We start from the raw sequence: 16,719 nt of genomic DNA on the forward strand, positions 1-16,719 counted from the left end.
GCCCGGCCTCGCTATTGAAACTCGCTCGCGCTTATGCACGCGGCCCGAGCGACAATCAAGGGGCGGGTTCGATCAGGTCCCAGCGATTTCCGTAGAGGTCCGCAAAGACGGCGACCGTCCCGTAGACTTCACGACGAGGCTCTTCGAGGAACCGGACCCCATTTGCGAGAAATATCGCGTGATCACGTGCGAAGTCGTCGGTCTCCAGGAAGAACGCAACCCGACCGCCCACCTGATTTCCGATCGCCTGCGTTTGCCTTTCGCCGTCTGCCCTGGCGAGCAGCAGGGCAGCACCGGTTCCTCCTTTCGGTGCGACGACAAGCCAGCGCTTTCCTTCATCCAGTTCGGTATCGGCGACGCATTCGAAGCCCAGAACACCGCAATAGAAGGCCTTCGCGCGATCGTATTCGTCCACGACCAGCGTGACCGTGGCGAGACGGCGTCGGGGAGCGGAAGCGGTCATTGCTCACCCTCCGAAGGCAGGCTTTCGGGCGCCGGGGAGGTATTCCGACCGCCGCGCTGGAGATTGCGCCGTATCATGCCGAGATCGGCCCCGCCTATGGCGAAGGCGAGCCCGAAATAGACGACCATCGCGACAGCGATCAGGGCACCAAGTGCCAACACCTGTGTGAGAAGTTGTGTTTCGGGCTGCAGCCAGCCGCTCCAGCGGTCGGAGAGATAGACGAGCACGCCGGCCATGGCCGCGGAGGCGACGACGAGCCGCGCCGCCCTCTTCGCGAGCGCCCATTCCCAGACGAAATCGCCGCGGCGCAGAAGCGTCGTAAACAGGAGGCAGGTATTGACCCAGCCTGCCGCGGCTTCGGCCGTGGCAATCCCGCGCTCGGCGATGAAGGGGAAGAGAGAGATGGCCAGCGCCGAATTGATGACGACCGAAACGCCGGTGAACCGCATGGGCGTGCGCGTATCCTCCCGCGCGTAGAAGCCCGGCTGCAGGGCTTTGATCAGCACGAAACCCGGAAGCCCGAGGCCGTAGATCGCGAGGATCGAAGCGACGACCGCGGTGTTCTGTTCGGTGAAGGCACCGCGTTCGTAGAGCACCCGGATGATCTCGTCGGAGAGAACCCAGAGCGCGGCCGCCGCAGGCAGGGTGAGGAACAGCACGAATTCGATCGACCGGTTCTGGATATAGGTCGCCTCTTTCGTGTGGCCGGCCTTCAGTGCCCTGGCGAGCTCGGGAAGCAAGACGACGCCGACCGCCACGCCGACAACGCCCAGCGGAAGCTGGTAGATGCGGTCTGCATACTGGAGAGCAGCGATGGCGCCTTCCTTCGCCGAGGCGATCGCCTGGCCGATGATCTGGTTGATCTGGGTGATACCGCCTGTCACGGCCGCCGGAACGGCGAGCACCAGAAGCCGTTTGACGTTGGGCGTAAAGCGCGGAAACCGCAATCCGATGGAAATGCCCGCGTGACGCACGCCGCCGTAGACGACCGCCAACTGCAAGACGCCGGCGGCGAGCACCGACCAGGAGAGATACCATGCAGTCAGAGCCGGCTCCGCGCCCGTATAGAGGGCATAGAACAGCGCACCGATCATCACGACGTTGAGGAAAATCGGGGCAACCGCCGCCGCGAAGAAGTGATGCAGCGAATTCAGCATCCCGCTCATCATCGCCGTCAGCGACATCGACATGAGATAGGGAAACATCACCGCCGCGAGCCTGACGGTGATCGACAATTTCTCCGGATCGTCGGCAAACCCCGGCGCGATGATCCACGAGACGAGAAGCGGCATCGCCAATTCCATCCCGATCGTGAGTATCATCAGGACGGTGAATAGAACGCCGAAGACCTCCTCGGAGAAGCGCTTGGCGCCCTCGACACCATTCGCCTCGATCTCCTTGGCAAAGAGCGGCACGAAGGCGGCATTGAAGGCACCTTCGGCGAAAAGCCGGCGGAAGAGGTTCGGAAAGCGGAACGCGGCATAGAAGACGTCGGCCATCGGCCCCGTACCGAGTGCCGCCGCCATCAGTGTCTCGCGTGCGAAGCCGAAGATGCGGCTGCCCAGCGTCGCGCCACCGACGGTGGCAAACTTCCTGACGAGCCCCATGCTCAGGCCCTGACCTTCTTCTGTGCGACCGAGCCCTTCTGCGGTTGCGGCGCAATGATGCCGGACGGCATGTTGTCACGGAATTCGTCAGCCTGGCCGGCCATCACCGCCTTCAGGCGCGCAACAATGCTCGCCTGGCGGTTCTCGTTGGTGACCTTCTGGCCGATGAGGTCGGTGACGTAGAAGGTATCGATCACCTTCTCCCCAAAGGTGGTGATACGTGCCGACTGGATGTCGAGCGACAGGTCGGAGAGTACCGCCGTCACCTCGGCGAGCAGACCGATACGGTCGAGGCATTCGACCTCGACGACTGTAAACTTGTTCGACAGCGTATTCGAGATCGTCACATGCGGCTGCACGGGGAAGGTTTTGTTCCCCTTCTTGCCCTTGCTGCGGGTGGCAATGACCTCCGGCAGGCGCTTGCGGCCCGATAGAACATCCTCGATCATCTTGCTGATCGTCGCACCCCTTCGCATTTCGTCCTCGTCGATCGGGAACTCACGGTTGACCAGAATGGTGTCCAAAGCGCGGCCGTCCGAGGTCGTATAGATCTGGGCATCGGCGATATTCGCGCCTGCCGCAGCACATGCGCCTGCGATAACCGAAAGCAGGCGCGGGTGGTCGGGGGCGAGCACCGTAATCTCGGTGATCGCATGGAAGGAATGGGTCCGGACCATGGTCGCAAGCCCCTTGCCAGCGCTGTCCGCCTCCCGGATGAAATGGGCGTGCCGCACCTGATCTTCCAGCGGCACGGTGAGCAGATACGGCTCGTAGTGCAGCTTGGTGTACATCACGCGATCCTTGTCGCTCCAGTCGCCGAGCGCCTTGCTGAGTTGTTCGGCGGCATATTTGGCGCGATCCTTGCGCGATACCTCCGAGAACCCGCCGGACAGGAGCAATTCGGTTTCGTAGTAGAGGGTTCGCAGCAACTGGCCCTTCCAGCCGTTCCACACACCGGGGCCGACTGCACGAATATCGCAGATCGTGAGGATCAGAAGCATCTTGAGCCGGTCGAGCGACTGCACCTTCTCGGCGAAATCGCTGATCGTCTTGCGGTCGTGCATATCACGGGTCTGCGCGACCATCGACATTGTGAGATGCTCGTCGATGAGCCAAGCCACGAGCTCCGTCTGCTTCGGGCTGAGACCGAGGCGCGGGCAGAGTTTGCGCGCGACCCGGGCACCGGCGACGGAATGATCCTCCTGCCGCCCTTTGGCGATGTCGTGAAGGAGGACCGCGACGTAGAGCGAATCGCGATCCTCGACCCCAGGCATGAGAGTTGCGGCGAGCGGATGGATGTCCTCGGCCTTCCCTTCGTCGATTTCCGACAGCACTTCGACAGACCGGATCAGGTGCTCATCGACGGTATAGTGATGATACATGTTGAACTGCATCATCGAGACGATCTTGCCGAACTCCGGAATGAAGCGTCCGAGCACGCCCGACTCGTTCATCCGTCGCAGGATCTGCCCTGGCTGGCGCCGTGAGGTGAGCATCGAGAGGAACAGCCGGTTCGCCTCCTCGTTTTCCCGGAAGTCGTTGTCGATCAGCGACAGCGACCGGGTCACGATCTTCAGCGCATCCGGATGGAACTCGAGCCCGTTGATATCGGCCACATGGAAGAAGCGCATGATCGAAACAGGGTCGCGCTTGAAGACGTCCTTGTCGGCAAGCGCGATGCGGCCCCTGTCCTCGATGAATTCGATGGTACCGGGAATCTTGCGAGGGCGGTTGGCGAAGCGACCGAGCATCGCGGTCAACACGGGTGCAGCTTTCGCCTGCTGCTCCTCGAGCGTCGCGCAGAAGATGCGGGTCAGGTCGCCGACATCCTTGGCGATCAGGAAGTAGTGCTTCATGAATCGCTCGACGGCGGAAAGGCCGGGCCGCGGCCGGTAACCGAGGCTGCGGGCGATCTCCGGCTGCAGGTCGAACGAGAGCCGTTCCTCAGGCTTGCCGGTCAGGAAGTGCATGTGGCAGCGCACCGCCCAGAGGAAGTCGTCGGCCTTCTGGAAAAGCCGTAGTTCTTGCCTCGAAAGAACGCCGAGCTTGACGAGTTCGCCGGCGTCACGGACGTGATACTTGTACTTGGCGATCCAGAAGAGCGTCTGCAGATCGCGCAAGCCTCCCTTGCCCTCCTTGACGTTCGGCTCGACGAGGTAGCGGCTGTCGCCTGACTTCCGATGCCGGTCGTCGCGTTCGGCAAGCTTGGCAGCGATGAATTCCGGAGCCGTGTCGCGGGTCACGTCGTGATCGAAACGCTGGTGCAGTTCCCGCACCAGCTCTTCCCGACCGCAGACGAAGCGCGTCTCGAGGATCGCGGTGCGGATCGTCATGTCCGTTTTCGACAGACGGATGCATTCCTCGATCGTGCGGGTCGCATGTCCGACCTTGAAGCCCATGTCCCAGAGGAGATAGAGCACGAACTCGACCGCCTTGTGCATGTCGGGCGTGAATTTCGCCGGCAACACGAAAAGCAGGTCGATATCCGATCCCGGCGCAAGCGTGCCACGTCCGTAACCGCCGACGGCCGAGACCGCTATCTTTGCCGCATCGCGATAGATCTGAGTTGCGGCACAGTCGAAGATGATGGTGATGATCCGATCCTGCAGCCAGGAGAGCCGCTGTGCGCAACGGATGCCGCTGCCATCGCCAAAGAGCTGCGCCTTCACCCTCTCCCGCCCTTGCGTGCTTGCCGCCCGCAAGATCGGCAGGAGCGCCGAGCGCATCTCCAGCAGTTTCCCGCTATTGGCACGAACCGCATTCCCGCATTCTTCCGTGAGGGCGGCGACATCGAGGATTTCGCTGAGATCGAGATCGGACGTGGTCATGTCAGTCGTCAGGCTTTCCCCGGCAGGTCCGCCGCAAGGCTTTCCGGCAATAGATGGTGAGCTGGGCGCAACAGCGCTATAGCGCTTTTCCGGCACCCTTCACAGGCATTTTAACGATCAAGACTTGCCAAGTTGTTTCTTGAGTTCGTAGAGCGCATCGAGCGCCGCACGCGGCGTCATATCGTCGAGGTCGAGCGCACGCAGAGCCTCCTCCACCTTCGAAGGCCCTGATTTCAGCGCCGTTTCCCGCCGCACCGCCACTTGGAACAGCGGCAGATCGTCGATGAGCTGGCTCGCCGGGTTCTTGCGATCGGCATCCTCGAGACGTGTCAGGACATCGCGGGCGCGCGTCACCACCGAGGCCGGCAGTCCCGCAAGCCGGGCGACCTGGATGCCGTAAGAGCGATCGGCAGCTCCGGGCCCCACCTCATGCAGAAAGATCACGTCGCCATCCCATTCCTTGACGCGCATGGTGACGTTGGAGAGCCTGTCGAGCTTCTCGGAAAGTGCCGTCAACTCATGGAAATGGGTGGCGAACAGCGCCCGGCAACGATTGACCTCATGCAGATGCTCGACCGCCGCCCAGGCGATCGAAAGCCCGTCGAAGGTCGCCGTGCCGCGACCGATCTCATCGAGGATCACAAGCGAGCGGTCGCCGGCCTGGTTGAGGATCGCCGCAGTCTCGACCATCTCGACCATGAAGGTCGAGCGTCCGCGCGCAAGGTCGTCCGAGGCGCCGACGCGGGAGAACAGACGGTCGACGACGCCGATATGGGCGGAACCCGCCGGCACGAACGACCCCATCTGCGCCATGATGGCGATCAGAGCGTTCTGGCGCAGGAACGTCGACTTACCGCCCATGTTGGGGCCGGTGAGCAGCCAGATCGCACCGTTACCGCCACTGCCGCTCGGCGATAGATCGCAATTGTTGGCGATGAACGGACTGAGCGCCTGCCGCCTCAATGCCTGCTCGACGACCGGATGGCGGCCCGCGGTGATCGCGAACATGCGGCTGTCGTCGACGATCGGGCGGCAATAGCCCTGCTCTTCGGCCAGCGCTGCAAGCCCCGCCGCAACGTCGAGCACCGCAAGTGCCCGCGCCGCAGCCTTGATCGGTTCGGCGGCGGCAACGACCTCCGCCGTCATACGATCGAAGGCCTGCAGCTCGATTTCCAGTGCCTGACCGGCAGCATTGGCGATCCGGCTTTCAAGGTCGGCGAGCTCGGTCGTGGTGAACCGCATGGCACTCGCCATCGTCTGCCGGTGAATGAAGCGCGACCGTGCCGCATCGCTGTCGGTCATGGCGCCGGCATTGCCGGCGGAAACCTCGATGAAGTAGCCGAGCACATTGTTGTGCTTGATCTTCAGCGATCTGATTCCGGTTTCCTCGGCATATTGCAGTTGCAGCCCGGCGATCACCCTCCGCGACTGGTCACGCAACGCCCGGACCTCGTCGAGCTCGGCAATCGCCCCCTCGCGCAGGAAGCCGCCGTCGCGTTTCAGCAACGGCAGGTCGTCGGAAAGCATTGCCGCAAGCAAGTCTTCGAGAGCCGCCGGCAGCAGAACGAGATCGTCGTAGGCTCCTTCGAGCTCCGCCGGCAGGTCCTGCCTCGAAAGGAGACCTGCAACACCGCGGGCGACCTCAAGCCCATGGCGGATGGCGCCGAGATCGCGCGGGCCACCGCGCTCAAGCGCCAGCCGCGACAGGGCGCGCGGCATGTCCGGTACGCGCTTCAAGGCATCGCGCAGGCGGTCGGCGAGCGTTGTCTCGGCAAGCAGAAAGGCGATCGCATCCTGTCGCTCGGCGATCTGCTGCGGATCGGTGAGCGGCGACATCAGCCGCTCGGCGAGCAAACGGGCACCGCCGCCAGTGACGGTCCGGTCGATCGCCTTCAGCAGCGAACCGTTGCGGTCACCGGAAAGCGTTTTCACGAGTTCCAGGTTGGCGCGAGTCGCCGGATCGATGAAGAGGGTCGAGGCGGCGCTCTGGCGCTCAGGCAATCCAAGCGGCGGCCGCTCCGCAATCTGCGTCTTCTCGACATAGGCGACGGCGGCGGCGGCGGCGGCCAGCTCGGCGCGTGTGAAGGAACCGAAGCCGTCGAGCGTGCCGACGCCGAAGAAGCGCGCGAGCCGGTTCTCCGCGGTCGCACTGTCGAAGAGCACTGCCGGCTGCGGCACGGCCACCCGGCCGAGCACGTCGAAAACGGGCTTCAGTTCGGGATCGAAAAAGATGCCGTCGGGCACGATCAGTTCGCGCGGCTCGATCCGGAGGATGTCGGCGAGCAGACGCGCCTCCTCCGTTTCCGCGAGCCGGAAAACGCCGGTCGATATGTCGATCCAGGCCAAGGCCAGTTGCGGCGACGCGCCGCCACGGATGCGGGAAAGCGCCATCAGGTAGTTCGATTCGGACGGCGAGAGCAGCTTTTCTTCGGTCAGCGTGCCCGGCGTGACGAGCCGGACGACGTCGCGACGGACGACCGACTTCGATCCCCGCTTCTTGGCTTCGGCCGGATCCTCGACCTGTTCGCAGACGGCGACGCGGAAGCCGAGAGAAATCAGTTTCTGCAGGTAATCGTCCGCGGCATGTACCGGCACGCCGCACATGGGGATTTCCTGGCCCATGTGCTGGCCGCGCTTCGTCAACGTGATTCCGAGCGCCCGCGAGGCGTCCACCGCGTCTTCGAAGAAGAGCTCGTAGAAGTCGCCCATGCGGTAGAAAAGCAGCGAATCGGGATTGTTCGCCTTGATCTCGATATACTGCTCCATCATCGGCGTTGCCGACGCACGGCTCTCCTCCGAGACAAGCTCGGCAGCATTCAGGACCTCGGTCGAGGGGGCTCTGTTGATTGTCACGGGCAAACGGTTTTCTTCGAAAAAGAGACGTGCAACAGTAACGACCTCCGCTCTGCAAAGACAATAACAAAGGTCGGCCGGGACAACGGCCACCCACAGCTAGGTTCGAGGGGAACATGCCCGCATCAGAGAAGCCCGACCGCATCAGGACATCCGTCACCGAACAGGAAGCGCTCGATTTTCACGCCCAGGGCCGACCGGGCAAGCTCGAAATCGCGCCGACGAAGCCGATGGCGACGCAGCGCGATCTCTCGCTCGCCTATTCGCCGGGCGTCGCGGTTCCGGTCAAGGCGATCGCCGCCGATCCGGCCACGGCCTACGATTACACGACTCGCGGCAACATGGTGGCCGTCATCACCAACGGCACGGCGATCCTCGGCCTCGGCAATCTCGGTGCGCTCGCGGCCAAGCCGGTCATGGAGGGCAAGTCCGTGCTCTTCAAGCGATTTGCCGACGTCGACTCGATCGACCTCGAAGTCGACACCGAGAACGTCGACGAGTTCATCAGCTGCGTACGCTATCTGGGGCCGTCCTTCGGCGGCATCAACCTCGAGGACATCAAGGCGCCGGATTGCTTCATCATCGAGCAACGCCTGCGCGAGCTCATGGACATTCCCGTCTTCCACGACGACCAGCATGGCACGGCGATCATCGCCGCCGCCGGGCTGATCAATGCGCTCGAGCTCACCGGACGCGATTTCAAGAGCACCCGGCTCGTCTGCAACGGCGCGGGCGCGGCAGCGATCGCCTGCATCGAGCTCATCAAGGCCATGGGCTTCAATCCGGAGAACATCACGCTTTGCGACACCAAGGGGGTGATCTACCAGGGCCGGACGGAAGGCATGAACCAGTGGAAATCGGCCCACGCCGTAAAGACCGACCGCCGGACGCTCGCCGAAGCCATGGAAGGCGCCGACGTCGTGTTGGGGCTCTCCCAGAAGGGCGCGTTCACGGCCGACATGATCCGCTCGATGGCCGCGAACCCGATCATCTTCGCGATGGCCAATCCGGATCCGGAAATCACTCCGGAAGAGGTCGCCGCTATCCGAAGCGACGCGATCATGGCGACCGGCCGGTCGGACTACCCGAACCAGGTCAATAACGTACTCGGCTTCCCTTACATCTTCCGCGGCGCGCTCGACGTGCGTGCTTCCTCCATCAACGATGCGATGAAGATTGCGGCCGTGCGGTCGCTTGCCGCGCTGGCCCGAGAGGATGTCCCCGACGACGTGGCGGCCGCCTATCAGGGGACCCGTCCGCGCTTCGGCGCCGAGTACATCATCCCGGTACCTTTCGATCCGCGACTGATCTCAGCGATACCAGTCGCCGTCGCCAGGGCTGCTATGGAGACCGGCGTCGCTCGCAAGCCGATCACCGATCTCGACGCCTATGCGCGCGAGCTCTCGGCGCGTCGCGACCCGATCGCCGCGACGACGCAGCACCTCTACGAGCGGGTACGCAACCATCCGAAGCGTGTCGTCTTTGCCGAAGGCGAGGAAGAACAGGTGATGCGTGCCGCAATCGCCTTCGCCAACCAGGGTCTCGGCACGGCGATCCTCGTCGGTCGTGACGATCCGCTCAAGGCCACGGCTGCCCGGGCTGGCATCGACCTCGATCGTCCGGGCATCGAAGTCGTCAATGCACGGCTTTCGACCCGGGTCGAGGCTTACACGGAATATCTCTACTCGCGGCTGCAGCGCAAAGGCTACCTGCTGCGCGACTGCCAGCGCCTCATCAACACCGACCGCAATCACTTCTCCGCCTGCATGGTGGCGCTCGGCGACGCCGATGCCATGGTGACCGGCACCACCCGCAACTATTCGACCGCACTCGAGGATGTCCGCCGCTGCATCGACCCCCAGCCGGGCCACCGCGTGATCGGCGTGTCGCTCGCACTGACCCGCGGACGGACGGTGCTGGTCGCCGATACCGCCGTTCACGACATGCCGACGGCCGAAGAACTTGCCGACATCGCCGAGGAGGCAGCCGGCTTCGCCCGCAGCTTCGGCTACGAGCCCCGGGTCGCACTGCTTGCCTATTCCACCTTCGGGCATCCGACGCGAGAACGTTCCGAACGGTTGCGCGAGGCGGTGAAAATTCTCGACACGCGCCGCGTCGACTTCGAGTACGATGGCGAGATGGGAGCGGATGTGGCGCTCAATGCCCACCGTATGGAACAGTATCCGTTCTGCCGCCTCTCCGGCACCGCGAACGTGCTCGTGATGCCGGCCATCCACTCCGCATCGATCTCCACGAAGATGCTGCAGGAGCTTGGCGGCTCCACGGTCATGGGACCGATCCTGGTCGGTCTCGGGAAATCGGTGCAGATCGCCTCGATGGGCGCCAAGGACACGGACATCGTCAACATGGCCGCGATCGCGGCCTACAACGCCGGCGTCTGACCGGACCTCCCTCGCGCGCGCGACCGGATCGACCGCTCGAAAGCAGATTCGAGCGCTTGCATGTCGGCGGTTAATTCATCCCGGAGCCAGACCTTGAAGGCTTCGACAGCCGGGTTGCGCCGGGTGGTCTGGGCGGTCACGAAATAGTGGCCATCGCCGGTCGGCACCCATGGCCCAAAAGGGATCACAAGCTGACCCGTCTGCACGGCGTGGGAGGCGAGCGTCTGCCAGGCAAGCATCACTCCCTGTCCAGCGATCGTCGCGTCCAGACAGAGCGATGCCTCATTGAAGACGTGCCGGGTGGCGAGCATCCGGCCGCCGAGACCGGCGGCCTCCAGCCAGACGTCCCAGCCGAACAACGCGTGGCCGTCTATGACCGCCGGCAAATTCAAGATGTCGGCGGGTTCCTCGAGATCGCTGGCAAGGGTAGGCGAGCACACCGGGAAGACGCGTTGCGGGAGAATGAGCTCGGAGCGCACCCCCGGCCAGCGCCCCTTGCCGACCCGGATACACAGGTCGATGTCGGACGTCGAAGGGTCGGCGAGCCTGGTCGTCGCATCCATTCGCAGATTGATTTCCGGATGACGCGCGGAGAACCCGCCTAGGCGATGCACAAGCCAGCGTGCCGCAAACACCGGAGCGACCGAAATCGTCAACAGCTTGTCGTCGCGTCTCCGGGCCGCAGCAACCGCGCCGGAAAGCAGGCTGAAGGCTTCGGTGAGCCGCGGCAGGATGTCGTTTGCCGCTTTCGTCGGGACGAGGCCCTTCGGCCTGCGTTCGAAGAGCGGGCGACCGAGTTGCCCCTCGGCCTTGATGACCTGCTGGCTCACGGCGCCGACCGAGACGCCAAGCTCATCGGCCGCCCCTTGCAGCGACCCGAGGCGACCAACCGCCTCCAACGCCCTCAGACCGTTGAGATGGACGAGATTCAAGTTCTTCATATAGTTTTTCTATATCAGAGCCTGCCAAATCTCAATTGAAGCTTCTCGAGAAGAGAGGCAAAGTCTTCGTACAGATAGACCAGAATTCCAGCATCGATTGCCCTCCACGGCGACGTCGTGCCAAAAGGCAGCGAATTCCCGAGACGACCCAATGTTCACGTTTTTCTGGAGAAGGGGCGCTTCGCGGCGCTCCGACGAGAACCCTTATCCGCAGGACCCGCTAAGCCATCCCGTCATTGCCTCGATGGACCAACGGCAAATCGCGGATCTGCCTTTCGAGCCGCACGCTTTCAGCAAGCCCGACCCGGCATGCGATGCGTCAAACGCCAGGTCGCCGAGGGAACCGGGCGCCGCACTTCGGTGCGTCAGCTTGCGAACCGACCCGCATCGGTTCCGTAATAGTTGAGATAGCGGTCCGAGATGCGGGAGATCGGCAGAACGATCAACACGTCGGTGGTGTTGAAAGCGTGGTCGACGACGGCACCGGCGCCGAACATCGCGCCGAGTCGCAGGTAGCCCTTGATCAGCGGCGGCATCGAAGAGATTGCCTTGCGGGCATTGATCGCCTCGGCCGGCATCAGGTCCATCTCGCGATAGAGTTCCGGAAGGGCTGTGACCGACCACTCCCCACCCGCAACGGCATGATTGTGGAGGAAGGAAAGCGCAAGCGCATGCTCTTCCGGGTACACGCCGGGGAAGGAGGCGCAGCCGATCATGGCGTCCCCGCGATGGCGCAAGGCGTAGGCCCATGCGCCCTGCCACAGCAGTTCCATGGTGCGTTTGTTGCGGTATTCCGGCAGCACACAAGAGCGGCCGAGCTCGATGAAACGCTTCCCGGGGTGATTGGCGATCAACCGGTCGATCGAAAACTCGGACGCCGAATAGAAGCCGCCATGGGCTTCGGCAACTTCCTGCCGCAGCAGTCGGTAGGTGCCGACAATCTGTTCTTCCTGGTCGCCCTCGATCGAGCGATCGACCACGACCAGATGATCGCAAAGCGCGTCCCAGCTATCGACGTCACGCTTGCGCCGCGCTCCTTCGGGAGCGACCTGTGCATGCATCTCCTCGACGAAGACCTTGTAGCGGATGGATTGTGCCGCATCGACCTCGGCATCGCTGCGCGTAAGGCGCGTTTCGAGGGTACCGATCCTGCCGAGCAGATCATTCGGGGTGGCAGTTGCGGCACTGACGGCGTTCGAGCCGTCTGCCGCAATCGTGATGTCGAGAAGTTCAGTGTTCATGGCGAGTTGTCCGGAACCACTTCGTTTCAGGGTCATAAACCACGCCTATGCGACAGGAAGGTGACACGATCTGCGACAGGCGTCACGCTAGCATCTTTGGCCGACTGTCGCAATTCGGCAGAATCTGCGTCGCGCCTGATCGATGAAGTCTATTGCTTCCGCACCCTGGTGACCATGAACTCGTCGAGGATGATGAAGGCCGCACCGACAGTGATCAGACTATCGGCCAGATTGAAGACCGCAAACGACCATGTCTGGGTGTAAAATAAGACATAGTCAATCACATGCCCGTAGACGAAACGGTCGATAATGTTGCCGATCGCTCCGGCAATGATCATTACGAAGCCCAGATGAGCGAAGTGGTGGACGGGGCTCGTCCGCCTCCAGAGCCAGAAGACAAATGCCACGATCGCAATCCTCAGCCCGACGATGAACCAACCGTGGGCGTCGGAAAGCATCGAGAAGGCCACGCCGAGATTATGGGTTCGGTAAAGGGCCAGCATCGGCATGACCGGCACCGGCTGCTGCAGCGGCAGGGATATCTCGACGAGATATTTGATCGCCTGATCGAGGACGAGGGCGAGCACGATGAAACAGATCGCCGGGAGCGGACGCGCGAAGATCGCCGGGTGCTTCGTCATTTCACCTCGCCGAGCGCCAGAAGATGGCGGCGTGCTTCGAACAACATCACTCCCGTCGCGACGGCAAGATTGAGCGAATCGGCGCGACCGGCCTGGGGAATGCGCGCCAGCGCATCGGCCTCGCGGGCAAGTTCGTCCGGAAGCCCGGATTGCTCGTTGCCCATCAGAACGACAACCGGCTTACGCTTATAATCGATCGTGCGGTAGTCGACCGCACCGGCAAGGTGGGTCGCGACGACCTGCCCCCCGCACTTCGCCTTCCAGCGAACGAACTCTTCGACCGAGGTCTTGACCAGCGGCATCGCAAACAGGGAGCCCATGGTGGCGCGTACGGTCTCGAGCGAAAAAGGATCGGTGCAGTCGCCTATCAGGATGACGCCGGAAGCGCCGGACGCGTCGGCCGTGCGGATGATGGTTCCGAGATTGCCGGGATCGCGCACGCGGTCGAGCGCAACCCAGGTTTCGTCCTTGCCGAGCTGCACGTCCTTCAGCGCCCTGAACCGCTGCTCGAAGACGCCCGCAACCATCTGCGGATTGTCACGGCGCGTGATCGCCGACATCACCTTGTCGCTTACCTCGAGCACCAGCCCGCCTGCCGCGACGGTGCGTGCGGCAACCTTCTCGACCAACGGCTTGCCTCGTCCGGCCTTGGAATAGACGAGGACCTTGATGGTCCAGCCGAGATCAAGCGCATCGATGACGAGCTTCAGTCCCTCGGCCATGAAGCTCTTCGTCTCGTCACGCGCCTTCTTGAGGGACAGCGCCTTGATATCCTTGACGATCGGGTTCGAAAGGCTCGTCACTTCCTTGACCTGGCCGACGCGGCGCGGACCCTGTTCGCGAAAGTCGTCGTTCATTTCGGCACCCATCGGCTGAAAAGTGAGGTTGAAAGCGCCCGGCCGGGCGTCTTCCCATCGAGTCCGGCCTCCCGGATCACCAGTTCGCCGGATTCCACGATCCCGCCCTTGCCGCGCATCGTCTCACGCATCAGTTCGTGGATGGAATAGAAGCTCGCCCGGATCGAATAGGCCGTCAGCACCAGGCCGAGCGCCTTCGGGGCAAGGATTTCGCGACAAATGTCGAGCATGGCCGGCAGATGATCGAAGAGCTGCCAGACCTCGCCGTTCGGCCCACGACCGAACTTCGGCGGATCGGTCAGGATGATGTCGTAGCGGCTACCGCGGCGTTCTTCTCGCTGGATGAACTTCATCGCGTCGTCGCAGATCCAGCGGATCGGCGCCCTTTCGAGCCGGCTCAAAGCCTGGTTCTCGCGTGCCCAGCCGATCGCCTTCTTCGAGGCGTCCACATGGGTGACCTCGGCCCCGGCAGCAGCGGCGACGAGCGAGGCGACGCCGGTATAGCCGAAGAGGTTCAACACCTTCAGCGGCCGCCCATGACCTTCGATCCGCTCCTTCATCCAGGTCCAGTGCGCGATCTGCTCGGGGAATACCCCGACGTGCCGGAAAGCAGTGAAGCGGCCGAGAAAATCGACACCGAGAAGCGAAAGCGGCCACGTCTCACCAAGCGCCTCGCGGGTGAAACGCCACCGCCCCATGCCGTCCTCGTCGGTGTCCCCGGTGAAAACTGCGTCCGCCTTGTCCCAAACGTGAGACGGCAGCGCTTTCGGCCATAGAGCCTGCGCCTCGGGGCGTATGATACGATAGGGTCCGTATTGTTCCAGCTTCAAGCCGTCGCCGCTGTCGATCAGATGAAAATCTCCGGCGCCGAGACTCTCGAGAATAAGGGGAACGTGCTCGGCCGGACGCTCACCCGGGCGAATCTGCAGTTTGCGGGCCGGCTCGTCAGCCTGTGCCGGCAAATTCTCGGACGCGCCTTTCGTAGGCGGTCGGCGGACGACCTCATGAGTCTTGCCGTGGCCGGCTTTCGCAGCTGCCACTGCGGGGGATTTCCCACCTGTCGGTCCCTTGCCGCCCGGTCCCGCCGGCTTGCTGCGGGCCGGCCGGCGTTCTTTGTTCTTCACGCCTTGGTCCTGTCTTTTCGATCGTCCAGTGATCGCGAGCCCATAGCATCACGGCGGCCTATGCGAAAGCGCTTTCGGTCCGTTCAGGGTTTTCGACAGTAAGCCTATTTGGACTGCAACTGCGGCAGGTCGCGGCCTGCGATCTGCTCGGCCCGCGCCTTGTGTTTTTCGGCCTCCATCTGCCATTGCTGGGCGGAGCGCGATTCCGTGCGGGCGCGCTTGCGATACTTGCGCTGGGAGAACCACACGACGGCACCGCCGATCACTATTCCGAGCATGACCGCCAGGAACAGGAAAACGAACAACGGCGCGGTCAGGGACAGCACCGCATCTTCCGGGCGGAAGGGATTGAGCGCGAGCGTCACGCCCTGGCGATTGGCGACGGACAACACGACGAGCACGATACCGAGCGGGACAAGCACAACCAGATTGACGATCTTCTTCACCATCGCTCACTCTCCTCGGCAGACGTATTCGCGGAACACCCCTCGATGCGGTGTCGCGCGCTCGGCCAGATGACGCCGTTCAATCGCCGTCTTGGTCACCCATTCCGGGATTCAGGCGTTCGCGCAATTCCTTGCCAGTCTTGAAGAACGGCACCCACTTCTCCTCAACGAAAACCGACTCGCCGGTCCGGGGATTGCGTCCCGACCGCGACGGGCGGTTCTTGACGGAAAAAGCACCGAAGCCACGAAGCTCGACACGGTTACCGGCGGCCAGCGCATCGGTGATCTCGTCCAGGACGGCATTGACGATGTTCTCGACATCACGGTGATAAAGATGCGGATTTCGCGCCGCGACGATCTGCACCAATTCCGACTTGATCACGCTCGCCCCCTGAGATTGTGGTTTCCAGCAACAGAGGGGCCAAGGTGCCAAACTAAAAAAGCACCGTCAAGGAACAACTTAGCCGGAACTGTGCAGCGTGGCTAGCGAGCACGGCACTGGTCCGCCCGGGCGAGGTGGACTTGCATTCGCGACAACAATTTCCATATTGGCATGCGATCTTATTAATGCGATGTGTCGTGTCGGTTGCGGCAGGCTGCGGGCGGGGCCATTCCCGCTCGATATTTATTCTGGGACAGGCCTGATTCATGTTGAGCAGGGTAGACGAGAGTGCCGCAATTGCCGGCCTTCAGCCGGGCGCGCGCGCCTACCAGAGGGCGGTGGCGCATTCCGCACGCGTGCGTCGCCTCAAGATTCTGCTCCCCGTCGCCGCGCTCGTCATCTCGCTCGCCTTCATCGCGGTGTCGGTAATCCGGGCCTATCTTCCCGAAAACGTGAAGATAGAATCTGCGCGGATCGAGAACGGCAAGGTCGTGATGGAAAAGCCCGCCATATCGGGACGCAACTCCGACGGCATCAGTTATTCAATGCGCGCCGAACGCGCCCTTCAGGATATCAAGAACCCGAATATCATCTCGCTCGAGACGATCGCGGCAGCGGTCCCGATCGACGACAAAACCATCGCCCGCGTCATCGCCGAAAGCGGTGTATTCGACCGCTCCACCGACCGGCTGGACATGACGGCCCCCTTCACGATCAAGCTCAGCACGGGCATCGAGGCTGCCTTTAAGTCCGCGCATCTGGACATCAAGGGCGGCAGCATGGAAACAAAGGACCCTGTTGCCATCACCGCGAAGGAAGCGTCGATTGTTGCGCAGTCGCTCAAGATGACAGATAAGGGGCGAGTAATCACCTTCGCGGGACAAGTTCGCGTCCACATCGAACCGTCCGCCATCCGTAAAGCGGACAACTGAGA

General features: G+C 62.8%; 13 protein-coding genes. 2 read left to right on the forward strand and 11 right to left on the reverse strand.

Translation table 11 applies throughout. The features are described 5' to 3' along the window. Positions 1–55 precede the first annotated feature (55 nt). The 4 genes from ACM6UT_RS05940 to mutS all read right to left on the reverse strand — a co-directional run bounded on the left by ACM6UT_RS05940 (position 56) and on the right by mutS (position 7,667). Entirely contained in the window at positions 56–463 is a 408-nt protein-coding gene (locus ACM6UT_RS05940; RefSeq protein WP_416796429.1) for a VOC family protein, read from the reverse strand. After that, positions 460–2,070, reverse strand: a complete 1,611-nt coding sequence (gene murJ / locus ACM6UT_RS05945) for a murein biosynthesis integral membrane protein MurJ (RefSeq protein WP_416796430.1) — start codon at positions 2,068–2,070, stop codon at positions 460–462. Before murJ ends, ACM6UT_RS05940 begins: the two co-directional genes overlap by 4 nt. 2 nt (positions 2,071–2,072) lie before the next feature. Beyond that, the gene (locus ACM6UT_RS05950; protein ID WP_416796431.1) at positions 2,073–4,898 is read right to left on the reverse strand and encodes a [protein-PII] uridylyltransferase; all 2,826 of its coding nucleotides are present in this window, start codon (positions 4,896–4,898) and stop codon (positions 2,073–2,075) included. Positions 4,899–5,015: 117 nt separating this feature from the next. Then, the gene (gene mutS / locus ACM6UT_RS05955) at positions 5,016–7,667 is read right to left on the reverse strand and encodes a DNA mismatch repair protein MutS (RefSeq protein ID WP_416796685.1); all 2,652 of its coding nucleotides are present in this window, start codon (positions 7,665–7,667) and stop codon (positions 5,016–5,018) included. Between the two features lie 200 nt (positions 7,668–7,867). On the opposite strand from mutS, the gene ACM6UT_RS05960 reads away from it, so the two are divergent. Beyond that, complete coding sequence (locus ACM6UT_RS05960; protein WP_416796432.1) at positions 7,868–10,153, forward strand: NADP-dependent malic enzyme; 2,286 nt, start codon at positions 7,868–7,870, stop codon at positions 10,151–10,153. Here ACM6UT_RS05960 and ACM6UT_RS05965 read toward each other — a convergent pair. The 7 genes from ACM6UT_RS05965 to ACM6UT_RS05995 all read right to left on the reverse strand — a co-directional run bounded on the left by ACM6UT_RS05965 (position 10,135) and on the right by ACM6UT_RS05995 (position 15,785). After that, entirely contained in the window at positions 10,135–11,094 is a 960-nt protein-coding gene (locus ACM6UT_RS05965) for a LysR substrate-binding domain-containing protein (RefSeq protein WP_416796433.1), read from the reverse strand. The two genes, ACM6UT_RS05960 and ACM6UT_RS05965, sit on opposite strands and share 19 nt — an antisense overlap. A 365-nt stretch (positions 11,095–11,459) precedes the next feature. Beyond that, on the reverse strand, positions 11,460–12,335 hold the full coding sequence (gene olsB / locus ACM6UT_RS05970; RefSeq protein ID WP_416796434.1) for a l-ornithine N(alpha)-acyltransferase: 876 nt from the start codon (positions 12,333–12,335) through the stop codon (positions 11,460–11,462). 149 nt (positions 12,336–12,484) lie between these two features. After that, positions 12,485–12,976, reverse strand: coding sequence for a signal peptidase II (gene lspA, locus ACM6UT_RS05975; protein ID WP_416796435.1), 492 nt, complete (start codon positions 12,974–12,976; stop codon positions 12,485–12,487). Beyond that, positions 12,973–13,833: a TrmH family RNA methyltransferase gene (locus tag ACM6UT_RS05980; protein ID WP_416796436.1), complete on the reverse strand. Its 861-nt coding sequence runs from the start codon at positions 13,831–13,833 to the stop codon at positions 12,973–12,975. Before ACM6UT_RS05980 ends, lspA begins: the two co-directional genes overlap by 4 nt. After that, complete coding sequence (locus ACM6UT_RS05985) at positions 13,830–14,957, reverse strand: class I SAM-dependent methyltransferase (protein ID WP_416796437.1); 1,128 nt, start codon at positions 14,955–14,957, stop codon at positions 13,830–13,832. The genes ACM6UT_RS05980 and ACM6UT_RS05985 overlap by 4 nt, the downstream gene beginning before the upstream one ends. A 104-nt stretch (positions 14,958–15,061) precedes the next feature. After that, positions 15,062–15,406, reverse strand: coding sequence for a DUF1049 domain-containing protein (locus ACM6UT_RS05990; RefSeq protein WP_416796438.1), 345 nt, complete (start codon positions 15,404–15,406; stop codon positions 15,062–15,064). A 76-nt stretch (positions 15,407–15,482) separates the two neighbouring features. Beyond that, the gene (locus ACM6UT_RS05995) at positions 15,483–15,785 is read right to left on the reverse strand and encodes an integration host factor subunit beta (RefSeq protein WP_112685701.1); all 303 of its coding nucleotides are present in this window, start codon (positions 15,783–15,785) and stop codon (positions 15,483–15,485) included. A 266-nt stretch (positions 15,786–16,051) separates the two neighbouring features. On the opposite strand from ACM6UT_RS05995, the gene lptC reads away from it, so the two are divergent. Beyond that, positions 16,052–16,717 carry an LPS export ABC transporter periplasmic protein LptC gene (lptC, locus tag ACM6UT_RS06000; RefSeq protein ID WP_416796439.1) on the forward strand — a complete coding sequence of 222 codons (666 nt, stop codon included), beginning with the start codon at positions 16,052–16,054 and terminating at the stop codon, positions 16,715–16,717. The last annotated feature ends 2 nt before the right edge of the window (positions 16,718–16,719 follow it).

It is taken from the genome of Ciceribacter azotifigens (assembly GCF_048159625.1).
Lineage (GTDB): Bacteria > Pseudomonadota > Alphaproteobacteria > Rhizobiales > Rhizobiaceae > Allorhizobium > Allorhizobium azotifigens.

Coding starts and splice junctions, on each gene's coding strand:
- ACM6UT_RS05940 (WP_416796429.1), bottom strand. CDS start 463: ATGACCGCTTCCGCTCCCCGACGCCGTCTCGCCACGGTCACGCTGGTC.
- murJ (WP_416796430.1), bottom strand. CDS start 2,070: ATGGGGCTCGTCAGGAAGTTTGCCACCGTCGGTGGCGCGACGCTGGGC.
- ACM6UT_RS05950 (WP_416796431.1), bottom strand. CDS start 4,898: ATGACCACGTCCGATCTCGATCTCAGCGAAATCCTCGATGTCGCCGCC.
- mutS (WP_416796685.1), bottom strand. CDS start 7,667: ATGATGGAGCAGTATATCGAGATCAAGGCGAACAATCCCGATTCGCTG.
- ACM6UT_RS05960 (WP_416796432.1), top strand. CDS start 7,868: ATGCCCGCATCAGAGAAGCCCGACCGCATCAGGACATCCGTCACCGAA.
- ACM6UT_RS05965 (WP_416796433.1), bottom strand. CDS start 11,094: ATGAAGAACTTGAATCTCGTCCATCTCAACGGTCTGAGGGCGTTGGAG.
- olsB (WP_416796434.1), bottom strand. CDS start 12,335: ATGAACACTGAACTTCTCGACATCACGATTGCGGCAGACGGCTCGAAC.
- lspA (WP_416796435.1), bottom strand. CDS start 12,976: ATGACGAAGCACCCGGCGATCTTCGCGCGTCCGCTCCCGGCGATCTGT.
- ACM6UT_RS05980 (WP_416796436.1), bottom strand. CDS start 13,833: ATGAACGACGACTTTCGCGAACAGGGTCCGCGCCGCGTCGGCCAGGTC.
- ACM6UT_RS05990 (WP_416796438.1), bottom strand. CDS start 15,406: ATGGTGAAGAAGATCGTCAATCTGGTTGTGCTTGTCCCGCTCGGTATC.
- lptC (WP_416796439.1), top strand. CDS start 16,052: ATGTTGAGCAGGGTAGACGAGAGTGCCGCAATTGCCGGCCTTCAGCCG.